Origin of the sequence: Paracoccus sp. Arc7-R13, from assembly GCF_004010775.1 — a bacterium.
GTDB classification, from domain to species: Bacteria; Pseudomonadota; Alphaproteobacteria; order Rhodobacterales; family Rhodobacteraceae; genus Paracoccus; species Paracoccus marcusii.
The window spans coordinates 897,838-922,340 of record NZ_CP034810.1; the positions used below are offsets into that span (position 1 = coordinate 897,838).

24 protein-coding genes are annotated in these 24,503 nt (G+C 69.0%); 14 read left to right on the forward strand and 10 right to left on the reverse strand.

The window, feature by feature from the left end; all coding sequences use genetic code 11:
* Positions 1–11: 11 nt before the first annotated feature.
* Positions 12–740 carry a hypothetical protein gene (locus tag EOJ32_RS04455; RefSeq protein ID WP_127897827.1) on the reverse strand — a complete coding sequence of 243 codons (729 nt, stop codon included), beginning with the start codon at positions 738–740 and terminating at the stop codon, positions 12–14.
* A 105-nt stretch (positions 741–845) separates the two neighbouring features.
* On the opposite strand from EOJ32_RS04455, the gene EOJ32_RS04460 reads away from it, so the two are divergent.
* Complete coding sequence (locus EOJ32_RS04460; protein ID WP_127897828.1) at positions 846–2,075, forward strand: argininosuccinate synthase; 1,230 nt, start codon at positions 846–848, stop codon at positions 2,073–2,075.
* Entirely contained in the window at positions 2,072–2,608 is a 537-nt protein-coding gene (gene mog / locus EOJ32_RS04465; protein ID WP_127897829.1) for a molybdopterin adenylyltransferase, read from the forward strand. The genes EOJ32_RS04460 and mog overlap by 4 nt, the downstream gene beginning before the upstream one ends.
* 77 nt (positions 2,609–2,685) lie before the next feature.
* Here the strand turns inward: mog and EOJ32_RS04470 are convergent, their stop codons facing one another.
* Together EOJ32_RS04470 and EOJ32_RS04475 are read right to left on the reverse strand one after the other, a co-directional pair.
* Positions 2,686–3,405, reverse strand: coding sequence for an LrgB family protein (locus tag EOJ32_RS04470; RefSeq protein ID WP_127897830.1), 720 nt, complete (start codon positions 3,403–3,405; stop codon positions 2,686–2,688).
* On the reverse strand, positions 3,398–3,778 hold the full coding sequence (locus EOJ32_RS04475) for a CidA/LrgA family protein (protein WP_127899285.1): 381 nt from the start codon (positions 3,776–3,778) through the stop codon (positions 3,398–3,400). Before EOJ32_RS04475 ends, EOJ32_RS04470 begins: the two co-directional genes overlap by 8 nt.
* Before the next feature lie 155 nt (positions 3,779–3,933).
* On the opposite strand from EOJ32_RS04475, the gene EOJ32_RS04480 reads away from it, so the two are divergent.
* The 4 genes from EOJ32_RS04480 (at position 3,934) to EOJ32_RS04495 (ending at position 9,877) form a co-directional block, all read left to right on the forward strand.
* Positions 3,934–7,383 carry a chromosome segregation SMC family protein gene (locus EOJ32_RS04480; RefSeq protein WP_127897831.1) on the forward strand — a complete coding sequence of 1,150 codons (3,450 nt, stop codon included), beginning with the start codon at positions 3,934–3,936 and terminating at the stop codon, positions 7,381–7,383.
* 45 nt (positions 7,384–7,428) lie between these two features.
* Positions 7,429–7,884 carry a RidA family protein gene (locus tag EOJ32_RS04485; protein ID WP_127897832.1) on the forward strand — a complete coding sequence of 152 codons (456 nt, stop codon included), beginning with the start codon at positions 7,429–7,431 and terminating at the stop codon, positions 7,882–7,884.
* Positions 7,884–8,633 (forward strand): glycerophosphodiester phosphodiesterase family protein, encoded by a 750-nt coding sequence (locus EOJ32_RS04490; RefSeq protein WP_127897833.1) that lies wholly within the window; start codon positions 7,884–7,886, stop codon positions 8,631–8,633. The genes EOJ32_RS04485 and EOJ32_RS04490 overlap by 1 nt, the downstream gene beginning before the upstream one ends.
* A gap of 101 nt (positions 8,634–8,734) precedes the next feature.
* The gene (locus EOJ32_RS04495) at positions 8,735–9,877 is read left to right on the forward strand and encodes a GNAT family N-acetyltransferase (RefSeq protein ID WP_127897834.1); all 1,143 of its coding nucleotides are present in this window, start codon (positions 8,735–8,737) and stop codon (positions 9,875–9,877) included.
* A gap of 75 nt (positions 9,878–9,952) precedes the next feature.
* Here the strand turns inward: EOJ32_RS04495 and EOJ32_RS04500 are convergent, their stop codons facing one another.
* Positions 9,953–10,438 (reverse strand): peroxiredoxin, encoded by a 486-nt coding sequence (locus tag EOJ32_RS04500; RefSeq protein WP_127897835.1) that lies wholly within the window; start codon positions 10,436–10,438, stop codon positions 9,953–9,955.
* A 74-nt stretch (positions 10,439–10,512) separates the two neighbouring features.
* Here EOJ32_RS04500 and EOJ32_RS04505 point away from each other — a divergent pair, with 74 nt between their 5' ends.
* Together EOJ32_RS04505 and rsmD are read left to right on the forward strand one after the other, a co-directional pair.
* Positions 10,513–11,715: an NAD(P)/FAD-dependent oxidoreductase gene (locus EOJ32_RS04505; RefSeq protein ID WP_127897836.1), complete on the forward strand. Its 1,203-nt coding sequence runs from the start codon at positions 10,513–10,515 to the stop codon at positions 11,713–11,715.
* A gap of 76 nt (positions 11,716–11,791) precedes the next feature.
* Positions 11,792–12,367 carry a 16S rRNA (guanine(966)-N(2))-methyltransferase RsmD gene (gene rsmD, locus EOJ32_RS04510; RefSeq protein ID WP_127897837.1) on the forward strand — a complete coding sequence of 192 codons (576 nt, stop codon included), beginning with the start codon at positions 11,792–11,794 and terminating at the stop codon, positions 12,365–12,367.
* 150 nt (positions 12,368–12,517) lie between these two features.
* On the opposite strand, the gene EOJ32_RS04515 is transcribed toward rsmD, so the two are convergent.
* Positions 12,518–13,711, reverse strand: a complete 1,194-nt coding sequence (locus EOJ32_RS04515; protein ID WP_127897838.1) for an alanine--glyoxylate aminotransferase family protein — start codon at positions 13,709–13,711, stop codon at positions 12,518–12,520.
* Between the two features lie 297 nt (positions 13,712–14,008).
* On the opposite strand from EOJ32_RS04515, the gene EOJ32_RS04520 reads away from it, so the two are divergent.
* Genes EOJ32_RS04520 through dinB form a run of 3 tightly spaced genes read left to right on the forward strand, consistent with a single transcriptional unit; the run spans position 14,009 to position 17,465 of the window.
* Positions 14,009–15,673, forward strand: coding sequence for an ABC transporter ATP-binding protein (locus EOJ32_RS04520; protein WP_127899287.1), 1,665 nt, complete (start codon positions 14,009–14,011; stop codon positions 15,671–15,673).
* Positions 15,670–16,389, forward strand: coding sequence for a folate-binding protein YgfZ (locus tag EOJ32_RS04525; RefSeq protein WP_127897839.1), 720 nt, complete (start codon positions 15,670–15,672; stop codon positions 16,387–16,389). Before EOJ32_RS04520 ends, EOJ32_RS04525 begins: the two co-directional genes overlap by 4 nt.
* Positions 16,386–17,465, forward strand: coding sequence for a DNA polymerase IV (dinB, locus tag EOJ32_RS04530; RefSeq protein WP_240542494.1), 1,080 nt, complete (start codon positions 16,386–16,388; stop codon positions 17,463–17,465). The genes EOJ32_RS04525 and dinB overlap by 4 nt, the downstream gene beginning before the upstream one ends.
* Here dinB and EOJ32_RS04535 read toward each other — a convergent pair.
* The 3 genes from EOJ32_RS04535 to efp all read right to left on the reverse strand — a co-directional run bounded on the left by EOJ32_RS04535 (position 17,462) and on the right by efp (position 19,517).
* Complete coding sequence (locus EOJ32_RS04535) at positions 17,462–17,827, reverse strand: DoxX family protein (RefSeq protein ID WP_045999986.1); 366 nt, start codon at positions 17,825–17,827, stop codon at positions 17,462–17,464. The genes dinB and EOJ32_RS04535 overlap by 4 nt on opposite strands.
* Complete coding sequence (locus EOJ32_RS04540) at positions 17,824–18,807, reverse strand: MBL fold metallo-hydrolase (protein ID WP_240542495.1); 984 nt, start codon at positions 18,805–18,807, stop codon at positions 17,824–17,826. The genes EOJ32_RS04535 and EOJ32_RS04540 overlap by 4 nt, the downstream gene beginning before the upstream one ends.
* A gap of 146 nt (positions 18,808–18,953) precedes the next feature.
* On the reverse strand, positions 18,954–19,517 hold the full coding sequence (gene efp, locus EOJ32_RS04545; RefSeq protein WP_042251708.1) for an elongation factor P: 564 nt from the start codon (positions 19,515–19,517) through the stop codon (positions 18,954–18,956).
* Between the two features lie 373 nt (positions 19,518–19,890).
* On the opposite strand from efp, the gene EOJ32_RS04550 reads away from it, so the two are divergent.
* Complete coding sequence (locus EOJ32_RS04550; protein WP_127899289.1) at positions 19,891–20,217, forward strand: DUF6280 family protein; 327 nt, start codon at positions 19,891–19,893, stop codon at positions 20,215–20,217.
* 50 nt (positions 20,218–20,267) lie between these two features.
* Here EOJ32_RS04550 and EOJ32_RS04555 read toward each other — a convergent pair whose 3' ends face one another.
* On the reverse strand, positions 20,268–21,221 hold the full coding sequence (locus EOJ32_RS04555) for a 1-phosphofructokinase family hexose kinase (RefSeq protein WP_127897840.1): 954 nt from the start codon (positions 21,219–21,221) through the stop codon (positions 20,268–20,270).
* Position 21,222: 1 nt separating this feature from the next.
* Positions 21,223–21,630 carry a metallopeptidase family protein gene (locus EOJ32_RS04560; RefSeq protein WP_045981063.1) on the reverse strand — a complete coding sequence of 136 codons (408 nt, stop codon included), beginning with the start codon at positions 21,628–21,630 and terminating at the stop codon, positions 21,223–21,225.
* An 80-nt stretch (positions 21,631–21,710) separates the two neighbouring features.
* Here EOJ32_RS04560 and gltX point away from each other — a divergent pair, with 80 nt between their 5' ends.
* Both gltX and EOJ32_RS04570 read left to right on the forward strand, forming a co-directional pair.
* Positions 21,711–23,033 (forward strand): glutamate--tRNA ligase, encoded by a 1,323-nt coding sequence (gene gltX, locus EOJ32_RS04565; protein ID WP_127897841.1) that lies wholly within the window; start codon positions 21,711–21,713, stop codon positions 23,031–23,033.
* A 654-nt stretch (positions 23,034–23,687) separates the two neighbouring features.
* Complete coding sequence (locus EOJ32_RS04570; RefSeq protein WP_127897842.1) at positions 23,688–24,476, forward strand: Hint domain-containing protein; 789 nt, start codon at positions 23,688–23,690, stop codon at positions 24,474–24,476.
* Positions 24,477–24,503: the final 27 nt, after the last annotated feature.

Here is a 24,503-nt window from a genome sequence, read left to right on the forward strand (position 1 = left end):
GTTGGCAAGGGTCAGCGCAGCGCGCGACCCTCGACGAAATGCCCCCAGAGCGTGGTGATGATCGACAGCGACAGCAGGGTGCCCAGCCAGGCAGCCAGAAGCGTGGCCACCAACCCCACCAGACCGGGGATCTGCGACGCAAGGTTCAGAATGGTCTGCAGGATCTGGCTGAACACGGCCAGAAGGAGCAGGGTGCCCAGACAGGATTCCGTCCCCTTCCAGCCGGTCGTCAGCGGCTTTGCCGCGCCGATGGCCGCCCCGGCCAGCCCTGTTCCAAGGCGCAGGCCGATGATGGCCACCGCGATCCCAATGATCAGGCTGGCCAGCATGGTGACGTAGATGCTGCCGTTCAACGCCGAGGTCAGCGCCACGATGAGGATCATGGGCATGAAGACGATCAGCATGATAACGAGGCTCATCCTGACCGCCGCCCAGAAATAGCGCGCCTCGGAACCTCCGATGCTGCGAAAGACCTGCGGGCGTTCCCCCAGGAGGACGTGACGATGCCAGGATGCAGCCAGGCTGACGAAGGCCAGCACGAAGGTCGCGACGATCGCCACTGCCACCACTGCGACAATGATCCCGGGCGGATCGCCGACCGCTAGGGCCTGGCGCGCGGCCATCCCGATGCCGATGCCGAGGGCGGCCAGCAACAGCGGCAGAACCGACAGCGTCAGCGCCGCGCCCAGATTGCCGGTCAGCTGCAGAATGGAATGGCGGAGAAGGCGAAAGGCCAGCATCAAAACACTCGTTTGAAATCGCCCAGACCCTAATCGCCCCCGAACCCTTGTGACAACGCGCAAATCGCCGTATTCCCGCTGAAACTTCGACGAAGGGTTAACCGCATGTCCGACGCGCCGAAAAAAGTCGTCCTCGCCTATTCGGGGGGGCTTGATACCTCGATCATCCTGAAATGGCTGCAGACCGAATACGGCTGCGAGGTGGTGACCTTCACCGCCGATCTGGGCCAGGGCGAGGAGCTGGAGCCCGCGCGCGAAAAGGCGCTGATGCTGGGCATTGCGGCCGAGAACATTCACATCGTCGACGTGCGCGAGGAGTTCGTGCGCGATTTCGTCTTCCCGATGTTCCGGGCCAATGCGCTGTACGAGGGGTTGTACCTGCTGGGCACGTCGATCGCGCGGCCGCTGATCTCTCAGCATCTGGTGCGGATCGCGCAGGAATCGGGCGCGGATGCGGTGGCGCATGGCGCGACCGGCAAGGGCAACGACCAGGTCCGGTTCGAGCTGTCGGCCTATGCGCTGGACCCGTCGATCAAGGTGATCGCGCCATGGCGGGAATGGGACCTGACCAGCCGCACCAAGCTGATCGAGTTCGCCGAGAAGAACCAGATCCCCATCGCCAAGGACAAGCGCGGCGAGGCGCCCTTCAGCGTGGACGCGAACCTGCTGCACACCTCGAGTGAGGGCAAGGCGCTGGAGAACCCTGCAGAGGCCGCGCCTGACTATGTCTATCAGCGCACCGTGAACCCCGAAGACGCCCCCGATCAGCCCGAATTCATCGAGGTGACCTTCGAGAAGGGCGACGCGGTCGCGATCAATGGCGTGGCCATGTCGCCCGCCACGATTCTGACCAAGCTGAACGAACTGGGCGGCCGGCACGGCATCGGCCGTCTGGATTTCGTCGAGAACCGCTTTGTCGGCATGAAGTCGCGCGGCATCTATGAGACGCCGGGCGGCACGGTCCTGCTGGAAGCCCATCGCGGGATCGAGCAGATCACCCTAGACAGCGGCGCAGGCCACCTGAAGGATTCGATCATGCCGCGCTATGCGGAACTGATCTATAACGGCTTCTGGTTCAGCCCCGAGCGCGAGATGCTGCAGGCCCTGATCGACAAGAGCCAGGAGCATGTGACCGGCACGGTGCGGCTGAAGCTCTACAAGGGTCTGGCGACCTGCGTGGGCCGCTGGTCTGATCATTCGCTGTACAGCGAGGCGCATGTGACCTTCGAGGACGACGCCGGCGCCTATGACCAGAAGGACGCGGCGGGCTTCATCCGCCTGAACGCCCTGCGCCTGAAGCTGATCGCGAACCGTAACGCCCGCGTGGCGAAATGACCGCCGGGGCCGCCCGCATCGCCATCGTCACCGTCAGCGACCGCGCGTCGCGAGGCGAGTACGAGGACAAGGGCGGCCCCGGCGCCGAGGCCTGGCTGCGGGGTGTCGTCACCTCGCCCATGGCCATCGACCGCCACATCATTCCCGACGGCCGCGACAGCGTCGCCAGCACCCTGCGCGATCTGGCCGATGGGGGCGCGGACCTGATCTTGGTCACTGGCGGCACCGGCCCCGCACCGCGCGACCTGACGCCCGAGGCCGTGGCCGACGTGATGGACAAGGAACTGCCCGGCTTCGGAGAGGAGATGCGCCGCGCCTCCCTGCGCGAGGTACCGACCGCCATCCTGTCGCGCCAGACCGCGGCGATCCGCGGGCGCAGCCTGATCATCACCATCCCCGGGAAGCCCTCAGCCATCGCCACCTGCCTGGATGCGGTCTTTGCCGCTGTTCCCTATTGCCTGGATCTGATGGGTGCGGCGCGCATCGAGACCGATCCTGCACGGATCCAGGCCTTTCGTCCCAAATCGGCCTGACCACCCATAGGGGCCGGCAAAGGGGGTATTTGGACAAAGGAGACAGATTTCTTCTTTGTCCAAATACCCGAAAGCGCCTAGCTGCCGAACAGACGCAGGGCCAGCGGGGCGATGATCGCCGTCAGCACCGCGTTTAGGCCCATGCCGATCCCCGAAAACGCGCCCGCCGTGGCGTTCACCTGGAACGCCCGGGCCGTGCCGATGCCATGCGCGGCGACGCCCACGGCAAATCCGCGCGCGCGCCAGTCGCGGATCTTCATCGCGTTCAGCAGAGGCGTGACCACGATCGCGCCGAAGATGCCCGTCAGCAGAACCAGCGCCGCGGTCAGCGTGGGCTGACCGCCCAGCTGTTCGGCGATGCCGATGGCCACGGGTGCGGTGGTGGATTTCGGTGCAAGCGAGGCCAGGACCGATCCCTCGATCCTGAAGGCGCGGGCGATCAGCAGGGCCGAGACGACTGCGACGCCGGATCCGGCCAGCAACCCTGCCAGCATCGGCCACGCCGCGCGCCGCACGCGGGGCAGGTTGTCATAAAGCGGCAGTGCCAGCGCCACGGTGGCCGGCCCTAGCATGAAATGCACGAACTGCGCGCCGTCGAAATAGGTGGCGTAGCCTGTCCCCGTCATCCCCAGCAGCACCGCCAGCAGGATCACCGCGATCAGCACGGGGTTGGCCCAGCTGGCACGGCCCAGCCTGCGCGACACCGCATCGCCCGCCAGGTACGCGACGAGCGTGGCGGTCAGCCACAGCAGCGGCCCCTGCGCCAGATAGGACCAGATCAGGACCGGATCACTCATGCCCCTGATCCCTCAGGGCGGCGCGTTCCTCGGATCCGGTCAGGCGGGCCACCGCGGTGAAGGCCCAGGCCCCTGCGGCGATGGCCAGCACCGTCGATCCCGTCAGGGCGGCCGCCAGCCCCAGCCCCTGTTCGCGCAGCAGATCCCAGTGGGCCACGATGCCGACCCCCGCAGGCACGAAAAACAGCGACAGATGCGACAAGAGTCCCGTCGCCGTGGGGCGGATCGCCTGCGCCAGGTCGGGGCGGAGCATGAAGGCCGCGACCATCGCGATCAGTCCGACCACCGGGCCGGGCAGGGGCAGGCCCAGGCCGCGCGAGGTGATCTCTCCGACCAGCTGGAACGTCAGGATGATGGCAAGGCTGCGGATCATGCCGCCAGAGTAGCGTGCAGCCCCCGGTCGCGCCAGTGGCAACGCCGCGCATCTTGTGGAAAACTGTCCCGGCGGGGCGACATCTTGCGGTCCGGTTGACTTGTCCCCCCTGCGGATGGACAATCCGCCAGCCTTATCGAATCTGGACCCAACCCTTGCGCTTTGACCGCCTGCGACTGAACGGCTTCAAGAGCTTCGTGGACCCGACCGATCTGGTCATCCGCGAGGGGCTGACGGGCGTGGTTGGCCCGAACGGCTGCGGCAAGTCCAACCTGCTGGAGGCCCTGCGTTGGGTGATGGGCGAAAACCGCCCCACCGCGATGCGCGGCGAGGGGATGGAGGACGTGATCTTTGCAGGCACCACGCGCCGCAATGCCCGTGCCCATGCCGAGGTTTCGCTGAGCGTCGACAACCGCGACCGTCTGGCGCCCGCGGGCTTCAACGAGGACGATCAGTTCGACATCACCCGTCGCATCACCCGCGACGCGGGCAGCGCCTACAAGATCGCCGGCAAGGACGTGCGGGCGCGCGACGTGCAGATGCTGTTTGCGGATGCCTCGACCGGGGCGCACAGCCCGGCGCTGGTTCGGCAGGGCCAGATCAGCGAGCTGATCAGCGCCAAGCCCAAGTCGCGTCGCCGCATCCTGGAGGAGGCGGCGGGGATCTCGGGGCTTTACGCGCGCCGCCACGAGGCGGAGCTGAAGCTGAACGGGGCCGAAGGCAACCTGACGCGCGTCGACGACACGCTGGACCAGCTGTCGTCCCAGGCCGCGACCCTGGCCCGGCAGGCGCGTGCGGCGGCGAAGTACCGCGAGATCGGCGCCGCGCTGCGGCTGGCCGAGGGGCTGCTGCTGTATCGCCGCTGGTCGGATGCCGAGGCCGCACGCCTTGCCGCGGCGCAGGCCCTGACCGAGGCGGTGCGGGCCGCCGGTCAGGCGGGTGCCGCCGCCGAGGCCGCCGTCCTGCGACGGACCGAGACCGAGGCCGCGCTGCCGCCGCTGCGCGAGGAGGAGCAGATCGCCGCCGCCTTGGTCCAGCGGCTGGCCGTGGAGACCGAGGCTCTGGCCGAGGCCGGGCGGCGCGCGACCCAGGCCATCACCGCGCTGTCGGGGCGTCTGGCGCAGCTGGACCGCGACATCGAGCGCGAGCAGGCGCTGAACCGCGATGCCGAGGAGGTCGTGCGCCGCCTGACCTGGGAGGCCGAGCAGCTGCGCGCGGGCGGCGAGGGGCATGACGCGCGGCTGGACGCCGCCACAGCCCAAGCCGAGGCCGCCGCCGAGACGCTGCATGAGGTCGAGGCCCGGCTGGCCGAGCTGACCGACGAATCCGCCCGCCTGGCCGCCCGCCATCAGTCGGCCGAGCGTCTGGCCCATGACCTGCGGGCCATGTTCGACCGCGCCGACCGGGCCGCCGCCGAGGCCGCCGAGGCGCTGGCCGCCGCCGATGCCGCCGGAGAGGCCGCGGCCGCCGCGCTGGACCGGGCGGATGCCGCGCAGGATCTGGCCCGCGACCGCACCGAGGCCGCCGAGGATGCGCTGGCCGAGGCCGAGGCCGGGCGCGCCGCGCTGGAGACCCGCGAGGCCGCCGCCCGTCAGGCGCGTGCCGCCGCCGAGGGCGAGGCCGCGGCCCTTGCCGCCGAACGCACCGCCCTGCAGCGGCTGGTCGATCGCGGGCGCTCCGGGGGTGCCACGCTGCTGGATCGGGTGGCCGTCGCGCGGGGGCACGAGGCCGCGTTCGGGGCCGCCCTGGGCGACGATCTGCGCGCGGGCGTGGGCGGCGACGGGTCGGGCTGGCACGACCTGCCGGGCTGGGACGATCCGCAGCCCTTGCCCGACGGCGCCGTGCCGCTGGCACCGCATGTGCGCGGCCCGGATCTGCTGGCGCGGCGGCTGTCGCAGACGGGGCTGGTGCTGGACGCAGGCCAGGGGGCCGCGCTGCAGCCGATGCTGTCGGCGGGACAGCGGCTGGTGACGCTCGAGGGCGATCTGTTCCGATGGGACGGGCTGCGGGTGATGGCGGGGCAGGCGCTGTCCTCGGCCGCGCTGCATCTGCAGAAGGTCAACGAGCTGGCCCATGTGACCGAACAGGCCGAGCGTGCCGAGGCCCGCGCCGAGGAGGCCCGCGAGACCCATGAGGCGGCCCGCGCCGATCTGGCCCAGGCCGCCGAGGTCGAGAAGTCGGCCCGCGATGCGCGCCGCGAGGCCGAGCGCCTGCTGTCCGAGGCCGCGCGCGCCGCGACGCGGGCGGAATCCGATCTGGCCATGGCCTCCAGCCGCGCCGACGGGGCGCGGGCGGAGCTGGCGCGCCACCGCGCCGATGCCGCCGACGCCCAAAGCCGCCTGAGCGAGGCCGAGGCGCAGCTGGCCGCGCTGCCCGACCGCGCCGATGCCGCCGCCGCGGTCGAACATGCCCGCACCGGCGTCGAGGGCGCGCGCATCGCCACGATGACCCGCCGCGCCGCGCTGGACGAATTGCGCCGCGAGGGGCAGGCCCGCACCAAGCGTCTGCAGGAGATCGCCAAGGAGGAATCGGGCTGGCGGCTGCGCCTGGAGCAGGCCGGCACGCGCGCGGCCGAGCTGTCCGCGCGGCGCGACGCCACCGCCGATGAGCTGGCCGAGGCGCAGGATCAGCCCGCCATCCTGGCCGAGCAGGAGGAGGCGCTGGTCACGCGCGGGGTGCAGCTGGAGGCGCGGCTGACGGCGGCCCGCGCTGCGCTGACATCTGCCGAGGACGCCGCCCGCGCCGCCGCCCTGGCCGAGCGCGAGACAGAGCGGCAGGCGGGCGAGGCACGCGAGGCCCGCGCCGCGCGCGAGGCCCGCCAGGAGGCCGCCCGCGAGGCCGAGGCCCTGGCCCGCGCCCGCATCCGCGAGGAGACCGAGCAGGGCCCCGACCAGCTGCGCGCCGCCCTGGGCGAGATCGACCTGACCGCCCCCGTCGACCGGCTGGAGCAGGAGATCGCCCGCCTGCGCGGCGCGCGCGAGGCCCTGGGCGCGGTCAACCTGCGCGCCGACGAGGACAAGCGCGCCCTGGAGGCCGAACGCGACGGTCTGGCCGCCGAGAAGACCGACCTGGAGGAGGCGATCCGCAAGCTGCGCGCCGGGATCGGCAGCCTGAACCGCGAGGGGCGCGAGCGCCTTCTGGCCGCGTTCGAGACGGTGAACGCCAATTTCGCCACCCTGTTCACGACGCTTTTCGGGGGCGGCGAGGCGCGCCTGGTGATGGTCGAATCCGACGACCCGCTGGATGCGGGGCTGGAGATCATGTGCCAGCCGCCCGGCAAGCGGCTGTCGACGCTGAGTCTTTTGTCCGGGGGCGAACAGACGCTGACCGCGATGGCGCTGATCTTTGCGGTGTTCTTGGCCAATCCCGCGCCGATCTGCGTGCTGGACGAGGTCGACGCGCCGCTGGACGATGCCAATGTCAGCCGATTCTGCGACCTTCTGGACGAGATGACCCGCCGGACCGACACGCGGTTCCTGATCATCACCCACCATGCGGTGACGATGGGCCGGATGGACCGGCTGTTCGGCGTCACCATGGTCGAGCAGGGCGTCAGCCAGTTGGTCAGCGTGGACCTGAAACGCGCCGAGGCTCTGGTCGCCTGACGCGACCCGCGCTAGGGTCCGGGCCGCAACCCAAGCGAGGACCCCATGAGCATCGAGCAGACCTTGGCCGACAAGGGCATCACCCTTCCCGCAGCGCCCATGCCGGCGGCCAATTACGTCCCCTTCGTGCAGACCGGCAACCTGGTCTTCATCTCGGGCCAGATCAGCGCGGACGAGAACGGCCTGATCACCGGCAAGCTGGGCGACAAGACCGACCTGGAGGAGGGCGTGGCCGCCGCACGCCGCTGCGGGCTGGCGCTGATCGCGCAGCTGAAATCCGCCATCGGCGATCTGGACCGCGTGACGCGGGTGGTCAAGCTGACCGGCTTCGTGAACTCCACCCCCGATTTCACCGATCAGCCCAAGGTCATCAACGGCTGTTCTGACCTGATGGTCGAGGTCTTCGGCGAGGCCGGGCGCCATTCCCGCGCCGCCGTGTCCGCCTCCTCGCTGCCCTTCGGCGTCGCGGTCGAGATCGAAGCCGTGTTCGAGGTCCGCTGATGCTGGACGACCGCTTCCTGACGGTGCCCATCACCCATCGCGGCCTGCATGGCGCGGGGGTTCCCGAAAACAGCCTGGCCGCCGCCCGCGCCGCGATCGAGGCGGGCTACGGCATCGAATGCGACATCCAGCCCGGCCCGGACGGAGAGCCGCTGGTCTTTCACGACTATCGGCTGAAGCGGCTGACCGGGGCCGAGGGCGTGATCGGCGCGACCGACGCGCAGACGCTGGCCGGCCTGCGCCTCTTGGGCACGGACGAGCCGGTGCCGACGCTGGCCCGGTTCCTGGAACTGATCGCGGGCCGGGTGCCGCTGCTGATCGAGGTCAAGGACCAGGACGGCGCCTGTGGCCCCGATGTCGGCTTGCTGTCCGCACGCGTGGCCAAGGTGCTGGCAGGCTATGACGGGCCGGTGGCGGTCATGTCCTTCAACCCGCACATGATCGCGGCCTTCCGCGCCGCGGCTCCGGACGTGCCGGTGGGCCTGACCACCTGCGCCTTTCCCGAGGGCGACTGGCCGCAAGTCGCGCCCGCCCGGCGCGAGGAACTGGCCCAGATCCGCGATTTCGATGCGGTGGGGGCGTGCTTCATCTCGCATGACAAGGGCGATCTGGGCAATCCGCGCGTCGATGCGCTGCGCGCACAGGGCGTTCCGGTGCTGACCTGGACCATCCGCAGCGCCGACGAGGAAGAGGCCGCCCGCCGCGTCGCCACGAACATCACCTTCGAAGGCTATCGCGCGGCGATCTGACGCCATTTCGCTGCACAAATACCAAAGGGGCGCCGACCTGCGGCGCCCCGCGACACCGGCGGGCCCTGACAAGCCGCGCCCCGCACCCTATCTTCCGGGGCATGACCGACATGATGACCCTGACCACCCATCCCTCGATCGCCGCCATCGACCCAGAGGTCTGGGACGCTCTGGGCGACGGCAATCCCTTTACCACGCACCGCTTCCTGTCCGCGCTGGAGCAGTCCCGATCCGTGGGCACCGGCACGGGGTGGCAGCCGCTGCACCTGACGCTGGAACGCGACGGGCAGACCGTCGCCGCGGCGCCGGTTTATGCAAAGTCGCACAGCCAGGGCGAATACATCTTCGACCATGCCTGGGCGCAGGCCTATGTGCGTGCGGGCGGGCGCTATTATCCCAAGCTGCAATGCGCGGTGCCCTTCACCCCCGCCACCGGCGCGCGCCTGCTGGCCCGCGACGACGAGGCCCGCGCGGGCCTTCTGGCGGGTCTGATGCAGGTGGCCGAGCGGCTGGACGTGTCGGGGGCGCATGTCACCTTCTGCACCGAGCACGAGGCCGATCTGGGCGAGGCGGCGGGGTTCCTGCCGCGCGTGACGCAGCAGTATCATTGGCTGAACCGCGGCTATGCCAGCTATGACGATTTCCTGGGGGCGCTGTCCTCGCGCAAGCGCAAGGATCTGCGCAAGGAGCGCGCCCGGGCGCAGGCGTTCGGCGGCACGATCCGGCACCTGACCGGCGAAGACCTGAAGCCGCATCATTGGGACGCGTTCTGGGAATTCTATCAGGACACCGGGGCGCGCAAATGGGGGCAGCCCTATCTGACCCGCGCCTTCTTTGACCGCATCCAGGACACGATGCGCGCCGACATCCTGCTGGTGCTGGCGGAGGTCGACGGCCGGCCCATCGCGGGGGCGTTGAACTTCCTGGGGCCGGACGCGATCTATGGCCGCTACTGGGGCTGCGTCGCGGATCACGCCTTTTTGCATTTCGAGCTGTGCTATCATCAGGCCATCGACCATGCGATCGCGCATGGGCTGGGCCGGGTCGAGGCAGGGGCGCAGGGGGATCACAAGCTGGCCCGCGGATATGAGCCGGTGCCGATCCATTCGCTGCACTGGGTGCGCGATCCGGGCTTCCTGCGCGCGCTGGAAAATTATCTGGATCAGGAACGCGACGCGATGGGCGCCGAGATCGAGGCGCTGGCCGAGTTCACTCCCTTCCGCAAGGGCGATCCGTCGCCGTGAGTGGGCCCTTGCGTCCCGCGAAGGGCCGGGGGGCCAGCCCCCCGGACCCCCCGGTGTCGTGCCATGGGTCTGCGGTCAGACCTTTTCCAGCAGGGCCTCTCCGGCGCTGACGCTGCAGGTGCCGGGGCTGTCCTCGACATCCATCGATTTGACCACGCCGTCCTGGACATAGGCCGCAAAGCGCTTGCAGCGGCCGAAGAAGCCGACCGGAGGGGCGGTGAAGTCCAGGCCGAGGGCCTTGGTCATGCTGCCGTCGGCATCGGCCAGGACCTCGATCCCGGCCTCGGTCGCGCCGGTCTGATCGGCCCAGGCCTTGGCCACGAAGGGATCGTTCACGGTGATGCAGACGATGCGTGACACGCCCTTGGCGCGGAACGCGTCGGCGCTGCGCACGAAGCTGGGCATATGCGCGTTCGTGCAGGTGCCGGTGAAGGCGCCCGGCAGGCCGAACAGGGCGACCTTGCCCTGCATCAGGTCGGCGGTGTCGACGGTCTCGGGGCCGGCCTCGCCCACGCGCAGCAATTGGCCCTGGGGCAGCGTGTCCCCGGCGGTGATGGTCATCGCATTCTCCTGAATTGCAACGGATTCGCGGCGACTATAGGGTGCCTCCGGTGAACAGACCAGAGAGGCGGCAGATGCGCATCGTGATCGTGGGCGGGGGGCAGGCGGCAGCGTCGATGGCGGCGCGGCTGCGGGCCAAGGGCCACGAGGGGCCGCTGACCGTGATCGGAAACGAGCCCGCCGCCCCCTATCAGCGCCCACCTTTGTCCAAGGCCTATCTGCTGGGCCAGATGGGGCTGGACCGCCTGACGCTGCGCGCGCCCGAATGGTGGCGCGACCAGGGGATCGCGCTGCACCTGTCGGAAACCGCGCTGTCCATCGACAGGGCGGGGCAGGTCCTGACGACCGATCGGGGCACGTATTCCTATGACGCGCTGGCGCTGACCACGGGCGCGGCGCCGCGGCGCCTGCCCGCGGCGATGGGCGGCGACCTGCCCGGCACGCATGTGATCCGCAGCCTGGCCGATGTCGACGCGCTGGCGCCGCAGATGCGCGAGGGGCGGCGCCTGGTGGTGATCGGCGGCGGATATATCGGACTGGAGGCGGCGGCAGTCGCGCGCAAGCTGGGCCTGGAGGTCACGCTGATCGAGGCGGCACCGCGCATCCTGGGCCGCGTCGCGGCCGCCCAGACCGCGGACCTGATCCGCGCGCTGCACCGGGCGCACGGCGTCACCATCCTGGAAGGCACGGGGATCAGCCGCATCACCGGAGACGACCGGGCGACCGGGGTCGCGTTGACCGACGGCCGGCAGATCGACGCGGATCTGGTGATCATGGGCATCGGCGTGCTGCCGGAAACCGCGCTTGCCGGCGCTGCGGGGTTGGATCTGGACAACGGCATCGCGACCGACCTGCACGGCCGCACGTCGGATCCGGTGATCTGGGCCGCAGGCGATTGCGCCAGCACGCCCTGGCAGGGCGGGCGGCTGCGGCTGGAGAGCGTGGGCGGGGCGATCGACATGGCGGAATGCGTGGCCGACAACATGCTGGGGCTGACGCGGGACTATGTGCCCAAGGCATGGTTCTGGTCGGACCAGTTCGATGCCAAGCTGCAGATCGCGGGTCTGAATGCGGGTCATGATCAGGTCGTCACGCCGGCGGGGCAGGGCGATCACGCCGCATCGGTCTGGTATTACCGGCAGGGAACCTTGATCGCGGTCGATGCGCTGAACGACGCCCGCGCCTACATGATTGGCAAGCGCCTGATCGAGGGCGGGATCAGTCCGGACCCGGCGGCGATATCGACCGTCGCGGACCTCAAGGCGCTGATGGCATGACCGGGTCCTGTTCGCAGGTCGGCCCAGGGGGGTGCGGGGGGCAGGATGCCCCCCGCTGCCACCGCGGGACGCCATCATGAGGATCGTCGGCGGCACGCTGCGCGGCCTGAAGCTGGCAGACTTGGGAGCAGGCGACCCGGCGGCGCATCTGCGCCCCACGACCGATCGCGTCCGCGAGGCGATCTTCAACCTGCTGATCAACGGCACGCACGGCAATCCGCTGCCGGGGGCGCGTGTGCTGGACCTGTTCGCCGGGACCGGGGCAATGGGGCTGGAGGCATTGTCGCGCGGTGCGGCCCACGCGACACTGGTCGACGACGGCGCCCGCGCCCACGCCCTGATGCGGCAGAACATCACCAAGGCCAGGGTGCAGGACAAAGCCAGCCTGCTGCGCCGCGATGCGACCAGGCTGGGGCGGCACGAAGGGCCGACGTTCGACGTCGTGTTCCTTGATCCGCCCTATGGCCAGGGACGCGGAGAGGTCGCACTGGCCTCTGCCATGCAGGGCGACTGGATCGGCGCGGGGGCGTGGATCATCTGGGAAGAATCGCGCCCGCCGATGCTGCCAGCAGGGGTCACGCTGCTGGACCGGCGCAGCTATGGCGATACGGTGGTGACCTTGGCGCGCGTCGCAGCCAACGAAGCTGCGTAAAGACCACGTTTTGGTATCGTATCCAACCTAAGGCGAACGCCCGTCATCTGCACGCAGTCGCACCGGTACGAACGGTTGACCGCCGCGCGTGGCGCCTGACGGCGCCGGGCCGTTCGGTGGCGCCGGGCCTGCCTTCGGCGGCCCGGCGCGTCAGTGCCGGCCGCCGTCGGCGGTTCCTGCCGAACGGGCGATGCTGGCCGCTGCCGCCTCCAACGCGCCGGTGCCGTGCGGGATGCCAAGGGCGGTCAGCCCGGCCTCGATCGCGCCGAGCGTGCCCAGCAGGACGCCCGCGTTGGTGTGGCCCATATGCGCGATGCGCAGCGCACCCGACGGGTCGGGCGCGCCTAGGCCCACGCCCAGTGTCACGCCGCATTCGCGTGTCACCCAAGCCCGCAGCGCGTCGGCCCCGGGCAGCGTCACCGCGGTCACCGAACAGGCCCGGGCGGCGGGATCGGCCACCGACAGGTGGATGCCGCCGCCGACCGACCAGGCGTCGACCGCGGCCCAGGTGGCGCGGGCCAGGCGGTCGTGGCGCGCCCAGGTGGCCTCCAGCCCCTCTTCGTCCAGGATCATCGTCAGCGCCTCGGACAGGGCGAAGATCTGCTGGACGGGCGGCGTGCCGCCCCACCAGCGCCACAGCGCGTCCGACCCCGCGCGCAGGTGCCAGTCCCACCACGGAGACGTCAGCGACGTCCGCCCGCGCGCCGCCGCCCGGTCGGAAAACCACACGAAGACCGTGCCGGGCGGACACATCAACCCCTTCTGGCTGGCGGCGATCAGCACGTCGACGCCCCAGTCGTCCATCCGCATCGGCGCGCAGCCGAGGGACGCGATGGCATCCACGACCAGCAGCGCCGGGTGATCGCCCATCGCCGCCCGGATCGCGCGGATGTCGGCCAGGGTCGCGCTGGCCGTGTCGGTCTGGCACACCATCGCGGCGCGGATGCGGCCCTGCGGGTCTTGGGCCAGACGGGCCGCCAGGCGCGCGGGATCGGGGGCCAGCGCGCCGAAGTCCAGCCGCTCGACCGTGACGCCCAGACCTTCGGTCATTTCGGCCCAGGACAGGCCGAAATGGCCGCTGGTCAGCACCAGCGCTAGGTCGCCGGGGGCGAACATGTTGGCCGACGCCGCCTCCCAGCCGGCATGGCCGTTGCCGATATAGGGCGCCAGGTTTGCCCGCGTCCCCGCCAGGCGTTTCAGCTGCGCCATGACCTGCAGGTTCACCTGCGCCAGATCGTCGGCATAGATGTCGGGCGAGGCGCGGTGCGCCGCGTTCAGCACGCGGGCCGGCACCGGCGAGGGTCCGGGAATGGCAATCAGGTCGGGTCCGGGGGCAAGGCTCATCGCAAGCGTTCCTTCACATCGTGCAAGATCGGTACGGCCACACCCCGTCCGCGTCAACGGGGGGTGGCCTTGTGGCGCAAGGTCGGAAAGGGGTATGGCTGGGCGTGATCGAAAAGGGCGCCCGAGCCCGCGACCGAAAGGCCCGACAGACACGTGGACCCGCGCCAGGACAGCCCCTCCCGATTGATTGCCGCCGCGACGCGCGGCGCGACCGTCCCGCCCACCCCGGATGCGTCCAAGGTGCCGGGCCTGCTGCGGCGGCTGTGGGACGACTATCTACGCCAGCACTGGGGCAAGATGGCGCTGGCCTTCTTCCTGATGACGCTGGAGGGGTCCACCCTAGCGCTGATTAGCTGGATGCTGAAGCCGCTGTTCGACCTGGTCTTCATCGGCAAGCAGCCGGGCGCGATCTGGTGGGTGGGGGCGGCGATCTTCGGCATCTTCCTGCTGCGCGCGGTCACGCTGGTGGCCAGCCGGGCCTTGCTGACGACGATCTCGCTGGCGGTGTCCACGACCATGCAGACGCAGCTGCTGGCGCATATCCTGACGCTGGACAGCCGCTTTTTCCGAGACAATTCGCCCGGCGCGATGATCGAGCGGATCCAGGGCGACACGATGGCGGTCCAGGGGGTCTGGGCCACGCTGATCACGGGGGCCACGCGCGACGCCATCAGCCTGGTGATGCTGTTCGGGGTGGCGCTGAGCATCGATCCGATCTGGACGCTGGGGGCGCTGGTGGGCGCGCCGATCCTGATCATGCCCGCCGCGATGGTGCAGAGATACATCCGCCGCAAGGTGCGCCAGAACCGCGTGAACGCCAGCCTGCGCGCCACCCGGCTGGACGAGGTGCTGCACGGCATCGCCTCGATCCGGCTGAACCGGGCCGAGGCGGACCAGACCGCCCGCTTTGCGGCCATCGTGTCCCGCATCCGGGCATCCGAAACCAAGGTCGCGGCGACATCCAGCGTGATCCCGGCGCTGACCGACGTGGTGACGGGCATCGGCTTCGTCGCGGTGCTGGCGCTGGGCGGCAACCAGGTGATGGACGGCGACCGCAGCGTCGGCGACTTCATGGCGTTCTTCACCGCGCTGGCGCTGGCGTTCCAGCCGATGCGCCGCCTTGGCGGGATCGCCGGCGTCTGGCAGACCGCCGCCGCCAGCCTGGAGCGCATCTATCACGTCTTCGACACCCGTCCGACGGTCGTGTCCGGCCCGCGCACCGCGCCGCCCGACACGACCGAGATCGTTCTGGACGACGTCTGGCTGTCCTATGACGGGCAGGTCGTGCTGCACGGGCTGTCCTTCACCGCCAAGGCCGGCCAGACCACCGCGCTGGTCGGCCCGTCGGGGGCGGGCAAGTCCACGGTCTTCAACCTGCTGACCCGGATGGTCGACCCGGACCGCGGTTTGGTCAGCCTGGGCGGTGCGCCGGTCAGCGACTATGAACTGGGCGTGCTGCGCGACCAGTATTCGACCGTGGCCCAGGAATCGGCCCTATTCGACGAGAGCCTCCGCGACAACATCCTGATGGGCCGCCCCAACGCATCCGATGCCGACCTGCAGGCCGCGCTGAAGGCCGCGAATGTCAGCAACTTTCTGGACGATGGCCGCACGCTGGACAGCCCCGTGGGCCCGCGCGGGTCGGCCCTGTCGGGCGGACAGCGCCAGCGCGTGGCGATCGCCCGGGCCCTGCTGCGCGATGCACCCGTGCTGCTGCTGGACGAGGCGACCAGTGCCCTGGACACGGCCAGCGAACGTCTGGTCCAGGATGCGCTGGACCACCTGTCGCGCGGACGCACCACGCTGGTCATCGCCCACCGCCTGTCGACGATCCGCAACGCCGACAAGATCGTCGTGATGGAATCGGGACGGGTTGTGGAACAGGGCAGTCATGACCAGTTGATGGCCAAGGGCGGCGCCTATGCCCGCCTTGTCGCGCTGCAATTCGGAGACAATGAATGACCCGCCAGATCATCCGCCTGACCGGCGAGGACCGCCTGCCTTTCCTGCAGGGGCTGGTGACCAACGATGTGGCCCGCGCCCCGGTCTGGGCCGCGATCCTGACGCCGCAGGGCAAGTATCTGGCCGATTTCCTGGTCGTGCCCGACGGCGACGCGCTGCTGATCGACGTCGATGCGCGCTTGGCCGACGACCTGCTGCGCCGCCTGTCGATGTACAAGCTGCGCAGCAAGGTCGCGCTGGACCTTGTGGACATACCCGTCGCACGCGGCACCGGCCCCGCACCCGAGGGCGCGGTGGCCGACCCGCGGCATCCGGCCCTGGGCTGGCGGCATTACGGCGCGGCGGGGGATGACGGCACGGATTGGGACGCCATCCGCGTCGCGCATTGCATCCCCGAGACATTGGTCGAGCTGATCCCGAACGACACCTATATCCTGGAGGCCGGGTTCGAGCGTCTGCACGGCGTGGATTTCCGCAAGGGCTGCTATGTCGGTCAAGAGGTCACCGCGCGGATGAAGCACAAGACCGAGTTGCGCAAGGGCCTGACGACGCTGCGGATCGAGGGTGCCGCCCCTGTCGGCACGCCGCTCACCGCCGAGGGACGAGAGGTCGGCGCAGTCTTCACCCAGTCCGGCGGGCAGGCCATCGCCCATGTCCGCCACGACCGCGTGGCCCCCGAGATGCAGGCCGGCGAGGCGCGGCTGTTCCCGCTGTGACCGACGCCGCGCCGGGGCTGCGCAAGATCATCCATATCGACATGGATGCCTTCTTCGCCTCGGTCGAGCAGCGCGATTTCCCGGAACTGCGCGGCAAGCCGGTGGCCGTGGGCGGATCGGCCGCGCGCGGCGTCGTGGCCGCCGCCAGCTATGAGGCGCGGGTGTTCGGGGTGCGGTCCGCCATGCCGTCAGTGACGGCGGCCCGGTTGTGCCCCGACCTGATCTTCGTGCGGCACCGGTTCGACGTCTACAAGCAGGTCAGCCAGCAGATCCGCGACATCTTCCTGGACTACACCCCCCTGGTCGAGCCTTTGTCCCTGGACGAGGCCTATCTGGACGTGACCGATTACCTTGACGGGCGCACCGCGACCAAGATCGCGTCCCAGATCCGCGCCCGCATCCGCGAGACCACGGGCCTGACCGCCAGCGCGGGCGTCAGCTACAACAAATTCCTGGCCAAGCTGGCATCCGACCAGAACAAGCCCGACGGTCTGTGCGTGATCACGCCAGAACAGGGGCCGGGCTTCGTGCTGTCCTTGCCGGTGGGCAAGTTCCACGGCGTGGGGCCCGCGACGGCGGCCAAGATGCAGGCGATGGGCATCGCCACCGGGGCCGACCTGTATGCGCAGGACCTGGATTTCCTGCTGCGGCGGTTCGGCAAGTCGGGGCGCTATTACTGGAACATCGCGCGGGGCATCGACCACCGCAGGGTCAGCCCTGACCGCATCCGCAAGTCCGTGGGGGCGGAAAACACCTATTCCGCCGACATCATGGCGCTGGACGCGGCGCTGGAGGCGCTGGAGCCCTTGGCCGCCAAGGTCTGGTCCGCCGTCGTGCGCCACGACCTGCGCGGGCGGACCGTGACGCTGAAGGTCAAGTTCAGCGATTTCCAGCATATCACGCGCGCCCGCAGCCTGGGTCATGCGGTGGCCTCGCAGGACGAGCTGCTGTCCATCGCGCGCGACCTGGCGGCGGGCGTGCTGCCCGATCCGCGCGGCGCGCGCCTGCTGGGCGTGACGCTGTCGGGGTTCGAGGCCCCCGATGACGGCCCCGCCCAGCTGTCGCTGTTCGATTAGCGCCAGCGCACCCACCGGCCCGGTCCCTGCGCCGCCAGGATCAGCAGGCCCCCCGCCACGGCCCAGTTCTTGACCACGATGGTGACCTGCCACGGGTCGGCGCGCAGCTGCCAGTGAAACCAGCTGGTGCCGATGCAATAGACCGCCAGCAGCAGCGCCCAGGTCCGCACGCGCGGTCCCAGGATCAGGCAGATGCCCGCGACCAGGTTGAAGGCCGCGACCGGCCAGACCAGTACGCCGGGCAGGCCCAGGCTTTCGATCATGCGGATGACCTGCGTCGGGTCGCCGACCTTCTGAAGCGCGCCGCCGATGAACAGGACCGCGATCAGCAGGCGGCCCGTCAGGTTCAGGGCGCTGTTCATGCGCGGGTCGCGAACCAGTCCTCGGGCACCCAGGCAAAGGCGTCGCCGCGCGCCTCGACATGGCCGATGCCGGGGAAGGGCAGGTGCGTGCCCGCCACCGCGATCCGGTCGGCGGTGACCATCTGCAGCAGGTTCCGCCGGGTCGTGGCCGCCTGGCCTGCGTCGGTGTCGAAGGCAACGCCGGCATCCGGGTGGCGGAACTGCAGCGCGGCCAAGGCGGCGGCATCGCCCAGGATGATCATCTGTGCGTCGCCATCCGACAGGCGCAGGCCGCTGTGGCCCGGCGTGTGGCCGGGCAGGGCCATCGTGGTGATGCCGCTGCCCAGGTCGGCCTCTCCGGCAAAGGTCTGGACGCGGTCGCCATAGGCGTCGCGGACCCCGCGGGCCAGCGCGAAAAAGGGCTGGACATCGGCGGGCGCGGCGCTGGCCGTCGCCTCGTCGGTCCAGAAGGCCAGCTCGTCTTCGTTGACGTGCAGCGCGGCATTGGCAAAGACCGCGCCCGCATCGCCCACCAGTCCGCCCGCATGGTCGGGATGCAGGTGCGTCATCACGATCCGGGTGATCTGGTCGGGTGTCACGCCCAATGCCGTCAGCGAGGCCGCCAGATGCCCGGTGGTGGGGCCGAAGGCCGACCCGCCGCCCGCATCGACCAGCGTCAGTTGATCGCCCTGGCGGATCAGATGCACGCTGACCGGCACGCGGATCGGCTGTTCGGGGTCCAGATAGGCGGCACGCAGGGCCGCGCCATAGGCCGCATCGTCCAGGTTGACGACCAGATCCTTGGCAAAGTCGAAATGCCCGTCGGCGATGGTGGTGACGGTGGTGTTGCCCAGGATGCGGGTATGCACGGTCGGCAGAAAGGCCGGGATCGCGGCGGCGGCCGGTTCCTGGGCAAAGACCAGGCCGCGGCCCAGGAACGGCATCGCGACGGCGGCGCCCGCGGCGGTCAGCATCAGGTGGCGGCGGGACAGGACGGTCACGGGCATCTCCTTTTTCGGGGTTTGTGCGATCTTTCCCGCGAAGCGATGCCCGGCACCACGCCCCATCACCGCGTTCACGCAAAGGTGAGAACGCGACGCGCCCCGCAGGGGGCCTGCGGGGCGCGCGTGTCAGGTCGGGCCGTGGATCAGGCGCGTTCGCTGTATTCGAACATCTCGGTGTTGACGACGATCGCCTCGCCCTCGCCCACGAAGGGCGGGATCATGATGCGCACGCCGTTGTCCAGGATCGCCGGCTTGTAGCTGTTGGCGGCGGTCTGGCCCTTCACGACCGGCTCGGTCTCGGCGACGGTGCAGGTGACCTTCTGCGGGATCGAGACCGACAGGGCCTCCTCGCCGTAATATTCGATGGTGGCGGTCATGCCGTCCTGCAGGAAGGGGCGGCGGTCGCCCAAGAGGTCGGCGTCCAGTTCGGTCTGCTCGAAGGTCTCGCTGTCCATGAAGACCAGCTTGCCGTCGGATTCGTACAGGAACTGCTGGTCCTTCTGGTCCAGACGGACGCGCTCGACCTTGTCCTCGCTGCGGAAACGCTCGTTCAGCTTGCGACCGTCGCGCAGGTTCTTCAGTTCGACCTGGGCAAAGGCGCCGCCCTTGCCGGGCTTGACGTGGTTCACCTTGACGGCGCCCCACAGGCCCCCGTCATGTTCCAGGATGTTGCCGGGGCGGATTTCATTGCCGTTGATCTTGGGCATGGGATGGGTCTCGTGCGTTTGCGGAAATTTCGGGCCGTCCTGGCATTGCCAGCCGTTGAACGACAATTCTGGCCCCCTATATCGAGGGCTGCGGCATCAGGCAACCAGAACGGAACTGCGGCGTTGTCAAGGTGCCAACAAGATCATCGCCACGTCACTGGCGCAGTGGGGTCACGATTTTTTCCCGCAATTTGCGCGACATGCAGTAAGGACATGGCAGACATGCGAGTGAAGGGATACCGAATCGGCGGGCCGAACGGCTAAGGCAGCAGGCACCGTCAGAGAAGCGGATTCAAGAAACAGGGGAAACGTCAAGTTTTCCCATAAGGCCCTGACTCCCGATCGGGGCCGCAAGAGAATGGACGAAAACAAGATGCGCGATTTTGTCGACGGCTCGGCCTTCAATTTCGAACAGGGCCAGCGTGCCCGCAAGCTGTTTGCAGCGGTGGTGCTGGCAGCCTTGGATGATGCCATTGCGGATAACAAGAAATATGGCAACGGCCCCGAACAGATCGCCCGTTGGGCGCGCTCGCGCGATGGACGCGAGGTGCTGTCCTGCGCCGGGATCGACCCGAACGAGCGTGTGGTCAAGGGCCTGATGGAATTTGTGTCCAAGGGCGTGCGCACCTCGGTCGCGCTGTCGCGCGAGGAGAGCGAGCGCCGTATGGCCGCCGAGGCCGAGGAAGCCGAAGCCGCCTGAAACCTGCGCGCATCGACGATCAGGGCCGCCCTTTCGGGCGGCCTCTTTTGTTACAGCTTCGTCACGACGCGCTGTGAATAGAAATGGCGGACGTCGGCGGCGTTGCACAACTCGGTCGCGGGCGTCATGACCGCCGCCGAGGCGGCCGCCGCGCCAAGGGCCAGCGCCTCCTGCATGGGCCAGTCGCGCGCCGCAGCCAGCACGAAGCCCGCGACGAAGCTGTCGCCCGCGCCCACGGCGCTGACCACGCGCACCGGCGCCGCGGCGGCATGCCAGGCGCCGTCGGGTCCGGCGATGACTGACCCGTCCGCGCCACGCGCCACGATCACCGATTTCGCCGCCCCGTTGCGCACCAGCCCCGCCGCGAATTCGGCGCTGTCGCTGCGCAGGGGCAGGGGGCGTCCCGCCAGGCCCTCGGCCTCGTGGCTGTCCATGCGCAGCACGTCGACGGGAATGGACGACCCCGCCAGGGCGCGCAGCGCGTCCCCCGAGGTGTCCACCAGCAGCCGCGCCCGCCCGTCCTTGAGCCTGACGGTCAGCATCTGTTCGAACCCCGGCGCGATGCCCGGCGGGTTCGACCCCGACACGACCACCCAGCCCCCGGCCAGCGCGGCCTCGGCGATGGCGGCGATGGTGCTGGCCAGCTGGGTCATGTGCCATTCGGGGCCGGGCATGACGAACCGGTACTGCCCGCCCGTCGCGCGGTCGGTGACGGCCAGCGACTGGCGGGTTTCGCCCGGCGCGGTCAGGCGCAGCACCTTGAGCCCCGCCGCCTTCAGCATGTCGGCCATGCGCTGGCCCGTCGCGCCGCCCAGGGCCACCATCGCGGTGGATTGGCCGCCGATGATCTTGATCGCCCGGCTGACATTGATGCCGCCGCCGCCCGGATCGACGACCGGCTTGTCGCAGCGCAGCTTGAGGTCGGGCACGACGCTGTCGGCGGCGGTCGACAGGTCCAGCGCCGGGTTCAGCGTGACGGTCAGGATGGGGGCCTGACCGCTCATCTCATTCCCACCAGCGGTCGATGGTGGCGATGTCGTCGTCGGACCAGCCGAAGTGATGCGCCATCTCGTGCGTGACGATATGGGTGACCAGATCGCCCAGGGTCACGTCGCCACGCGACGCCCATTCGTCCATGATCGGGCGGCGGTACAGCCAGATGATGTCCGGCCCGCCCGGCTGGTCGCTGATCGATTTCTCGGTCACGGGGATGCCGTCATAGATGCCGGTCAGGTCGAACGCATCGTCGATCTGCAACTCGTCCAACACGTCCTCAGGGGCGAATTCGGCGACGCGGATGGCGACCTGGGCCGCGGCTTCGCGGAATTCGGGGGGCAGGGTGGTCATGGCGTGCCGGGCCATGGCCTCGATCTCGGCCGCGTCGGGGGCCGTGCGGCCGTTCCAGTCACTCATTCCAGCGCCTCCTGCATGGTCCCCCCGATATGGACAAAAATGCCCGGCTGTGAAAGAGCAACAGCAACAGGAGACGCCCCATGACCATCACCCGTTTCGCGCCCTCGCCCACCGGCCATATCCACGTCGGCAACCTGCGCACCGCGCTGTTCAACTATCTGATCGCCCGCAAGGCCGGCGGCACGTTCATCCTGCGCCTGGACGATACCGACCAGGAACGCAGCAAGCAGGAATATGTCGACGGCATCCAGCGCGACCTGGAATGGCTGGGCCTGCACTGGGACCGGGTCGAGCGGCAGTCGCTGCGCATGGACCGCTATCGGGCCGAGGCCGATGCGCTGCGCGCCTCGGGCCGCCTCTACGAAGTCTTCGAGACCCCGGTCGAGTTGGACCTGAAGCGCAAGAAGCTTTTGAACATGGGCAAGCCGCCGGTCTATGACCGCACCGGCCTGTCGCTGTCGGAGGCCGACAAGGATCGCCTGCGGGCCGAGGGGCGCGAGGGATACTGGCGCTTCCTGCTGGATCAGAACCGGATCGAATGGACAGACGGCATCCTGGGCGACATCTCGATCGACGCCGCATCCGTCAGCGACCCGGTGCTGATCCGGGCCGACGGCCAGGTGCTGTACACCTTTGCCAGCAGCGTGGACGACACCGACATGGGCGTGACCCATATCGTGCGCGGGTCGGACCATGTGACGAACACCGCCACCCAAATCCAGATCATCCAGGCCATCGGCGGCACGCCCCCGGCCTTTGCCCATCACAGCCTGCTGACCGGCGCCAAGGGCGAGGAGCTGTCCAAGCGCATCGGCGCCCTGTCGCTCAAGGACCTGCGCGAGGCGGGCGTAGCCCCCGAGGCGCTGATCGCGCTGATGGCGCGGTTGGGGTCGGGCGTGCCGGTCGCGCTGGCCTCGCTGGACGAGTTGGCAGAGGCTTTCGATCTGGGCCAGTTCGGCGCATCGCCCACTAAGTTCGATGCCGAGGATCTGTGGCCGCTGACGCGCGAACGCAACCAGGCGCTGCCCTTCGCGGCCGTGGCCGACCGCATCGCGGCCTTGGGCGTGCCGGACGATCAGGCCGAACGCTTCTGGCGCGTGGCGTCCCAGAACATCACGCGCCTGGACGACCTGGGCGACTGGTGGCGGATCTTCAGCGAGGGTGCGGAGCCCCAGATCGACCCCGAGGATGCCGACTTCATCGCGCAGGCCATGACCCTGCTGCCTGCGGGCCCCTTCACAGACGCGACCTGGGGCGAATGGACCGCGGCGGTCAAGGAGGCCACGGGCCGCAAGGGCAAGGGCTTGTTCATGCCGCTGCGCAAGGCCGTGACCGGCCAGGCGCATGGCCCGGACATGTCCGACGTCATGCCCCTGCTGCAGGTCGTCAAGGCGCGTCCCTGACCCATCCACCCCACGATCCGAACGGGTCCGGCCAAAGCCGGACCCGTTCGCGTTGACGGCATCGAATGGTGCGTCCCGCACCAATGCCGGGCGCAGTGCCTGACAGGCGATGCGCGCTAAATACAATCCGAAAATATTATGCCGCCGATACCTGCACCGTAATTGTCGGTGAATTGCGGATCATCATCTTGGTATTGTCGTGGCTGATGCGCATTCTAAAAAGTGCGCGCTGTTCATTGGAAAATTTGAGCGTCATCCACTGTCGTTCTGATTTCACTCCTTCCGCCTGCCAGTCGTTATCAGCGCCTGCCATTAGAAAAGGCGCTGACAACCACCGGACAGTCGTGGGCCAGGGGCGGTCAGCGCAGCAAGACCGCGATGTCGACTGATTCCGAAGGAAATTGCCGCGCAGTATCGTGCTTTGGCTGAATGTGGGGCGCTTGGGCATAAACACCCGAACGCGGGCGTTTCGGCGAAAAGGAACCACCTGTATAATTGGACAGGCATCTGAATATTCAACCCACTGTAATGACAATTAACTAAACCCTGAATTGCGTTACTGCCCAATTCTCGCCTTAAATTGCCGCTTTTATCGGCAGCAGAGGGCGTTCATCTTGCGCGACAATCAGTCACAAGTGAATTGGATCGCACAGTATGCGTATCAGCGATAAGCGCACCGCGCCGGCCGACGGCAACCGCTTTGGCCGTAACAACCGCATTTCCCAGGGCTCTGCAAAATCGTCCCGTCGCCTGCTTCAGGCGCTGACGGTCGGTGTCGCGGCCTTCGGCAGTTCCGTTGCGGCCTATGCAGGCGGTTACGTGGCGCCAATCGTGGAATTCACCCCCGCCGCCACGCCCGTCGCTGCCGTTGGCAATGCGCCCAATTACTGGCTGGCGCTGATCCCGCTTGCCCTGCTGTATCTGGGAACGCGCGGCGGCGACGATGTCGGATCCAACCCGCCGCAGAACATCGGCGGTCCGTGCTTTTGCGAAGGCACGCTGATCCTGGCGGACAACGCATGGGTCAAGGTCGAGACCATCCAGGCCGGCGACATCGTCACCACCTCCAAGGGGCCGCAGCGCGTCCTGTCGGTCGGATCATGGCAGCCGACGCAGTTCCGCGACCGTCCCAGCATCGTCGCCGGCGTTCGTCTTTCGGCCAATCATGGCGTGCAGGTCGACGGCTTCAACGTCGAGGCCGGCGCGGTCAGCAGCAAACGCGGTCTGATCGACGGCCGCAGCTATTTCCATATCCTGGTCGAGGATCACAGCTGGCTCTCGGTCAAGGCCGATGATGCCGGGACCGTGCTGGTGGCAGAAACACTGCTGTTGACCAAGGATCTGAAGCTGGCCAAGGACTTTCCGCATCTGGTCGATCACCATGCCGCGAACCCGGTCGCCCCGCGCCTGTCGCGGGCGGACGCCCTGCCTGCGGCGGCCTGACACCGGATTCGGACCCATCCCATGCAA

Bases quoted from the DNA above. Each gene is read 5' to 3' on its own strand.
- EOJ32_RS04455 (WP_127897827.1), bottom strand. From the start codon at position 740: ATGCTGGCCTTTCGCCTTCTCCGCCATTCCATTCTGCAGCTGACCGGC.
- EOJ32_RS04460 (WP_127897828.1), top strand. From the start codon at position 846: ATGTCCGACGCGCCGAAAAAAGTCGTCCTCGCCTATTCGGGGGGGCTT.
- mog (WP_127897829.1), top strand. From the start codon at position 2,072: ATGACCGCCGGGGCCGCCCGCATCGCCATCGTCACCGTCAGCGACCGC.
- EOJ32_RS04470 (WP_127897830.1), bottom strand. From the start codon at position 3,405: ATGAGTGATCCGGTCCTGATCTGGTCCTATCTGGCGCAGGGGCCGCTG.
- EOJ32_RS04475 (WP_127899285.1), bottom strand. From the start codon at position 3,778: ATGATCCGCAGCCTTGCCATCATCCTGACGTTCCAGCTGGTCGGAGAG.
- EOJ32_RS04485 (WP_127897832.1), top strand. From the start codon at position 7,429: ATGAGCATCGAGCAGACCTTGGCCGACAAGGGCATCACCCTTCCCGCA.
- EOJ32_RS04490 (WP_127897833.1), top strand. From the start codon at position 7,884: ATGCTGGACGACCGCTTCCTGACGGTGCCCATCACCCATCGCGGCCTG.
- EOJ32_RS04495 (WP_127897834.1), top strand. From the start codon at position 8,735: ATGACCGACATGATGACCCTGACCACCCATCCCTCGATCGCCGCCATC.
- EOJ32_RS04500 (WP_127897835.1), bottom strand. From the start codon at position 10,438: ATGACCATCACCGCCGGGGACACGCTGCCCCAGGGCCAATTGCTGCGC.
- EOJ32_RS04505 (WP_127897836.1), top strand. From the start codon at position 10,513: ATGCGCATCGTGATCGTGGGCGGGGGGCAGGCGGCAGCGTCGATGGCG.
- rsmD (WP_127897837.1), top strand. From the start codon at position 11,792: ATGAGGATCGTCGGCGGCACGCTGCGCGGCCTGAAGCTGGCAGACTTG.
- EOJ32_RS04515 (WP_127897838.1), bottom strand. From the start codon at position 13,711: ATGAGCCTTGCCCCCGGACCCGACCTGATTGCCATTCCCGGACCCTCG.
- EOJ32_RS04520 (WP_127899287.1), top strand. From the start codon at position 14,009: ATGGCGCTGGCCTTCTTCCTGATGACGCTGGAGGGGTCCACCCTAGCG.
- EOJ32_RS04525 (WP_127897839.1), top strand. From the start codon at position 15,670: ATGACCCGCCAGATCATCCGCCTGACCGGCGAGGACCGCCTGCCTTTC.
- EOJ32_RS04535 (WP_045999986.1), bottom strand. From the start codon at position 17,827: ATGAACAGCGCCCTGAACCTGACGGGCCGCCTGCTGATCGCGGTCCTG.
- efp (WP_042251708.1), bottom strand. From the start codon at position 19,517: ATGCCCAAGATCAACGGCAATGAAATCCGCCCCGGCAACATCCTGGAA.
- EOJ32_RS04550 (WP_127899289.1), top strand. From the start codon at position 19,891: ATGCGCGATTTTGTCGACGGCTCGGCCTTCAATTTCGAACAGGGCCAG.
- EOJ32_RS04555 (WP_127897840.1), bottom strand. From the start codon at position 21,221: ATGAGCGGTCAGGCCCCCATCCTGACCGTCACGCTGAACCCGGCGCTG.
- EOJ32_RS04560 (WP_045981063.1), bottom strand. From the start codon at position 21,630: ATGAGTGACTGGAACGGCCGCACGGCCCCCGACGCGGCCGAGATCGAG.
- gltX (WP_127897841.1), top strand. From the start codon at position 21,711: ATGACCATCACCCGTTTCGCGCCCTCGCCCACCGGCCATATCCACGTC.
- EOJ32_RS04570 (WP_127897842.1), top strand. From the start codon at position 23,688: ATGCGTATCAGCGATAAGCGCACCGCGCCGGCCGACGGCAACCGCTTT.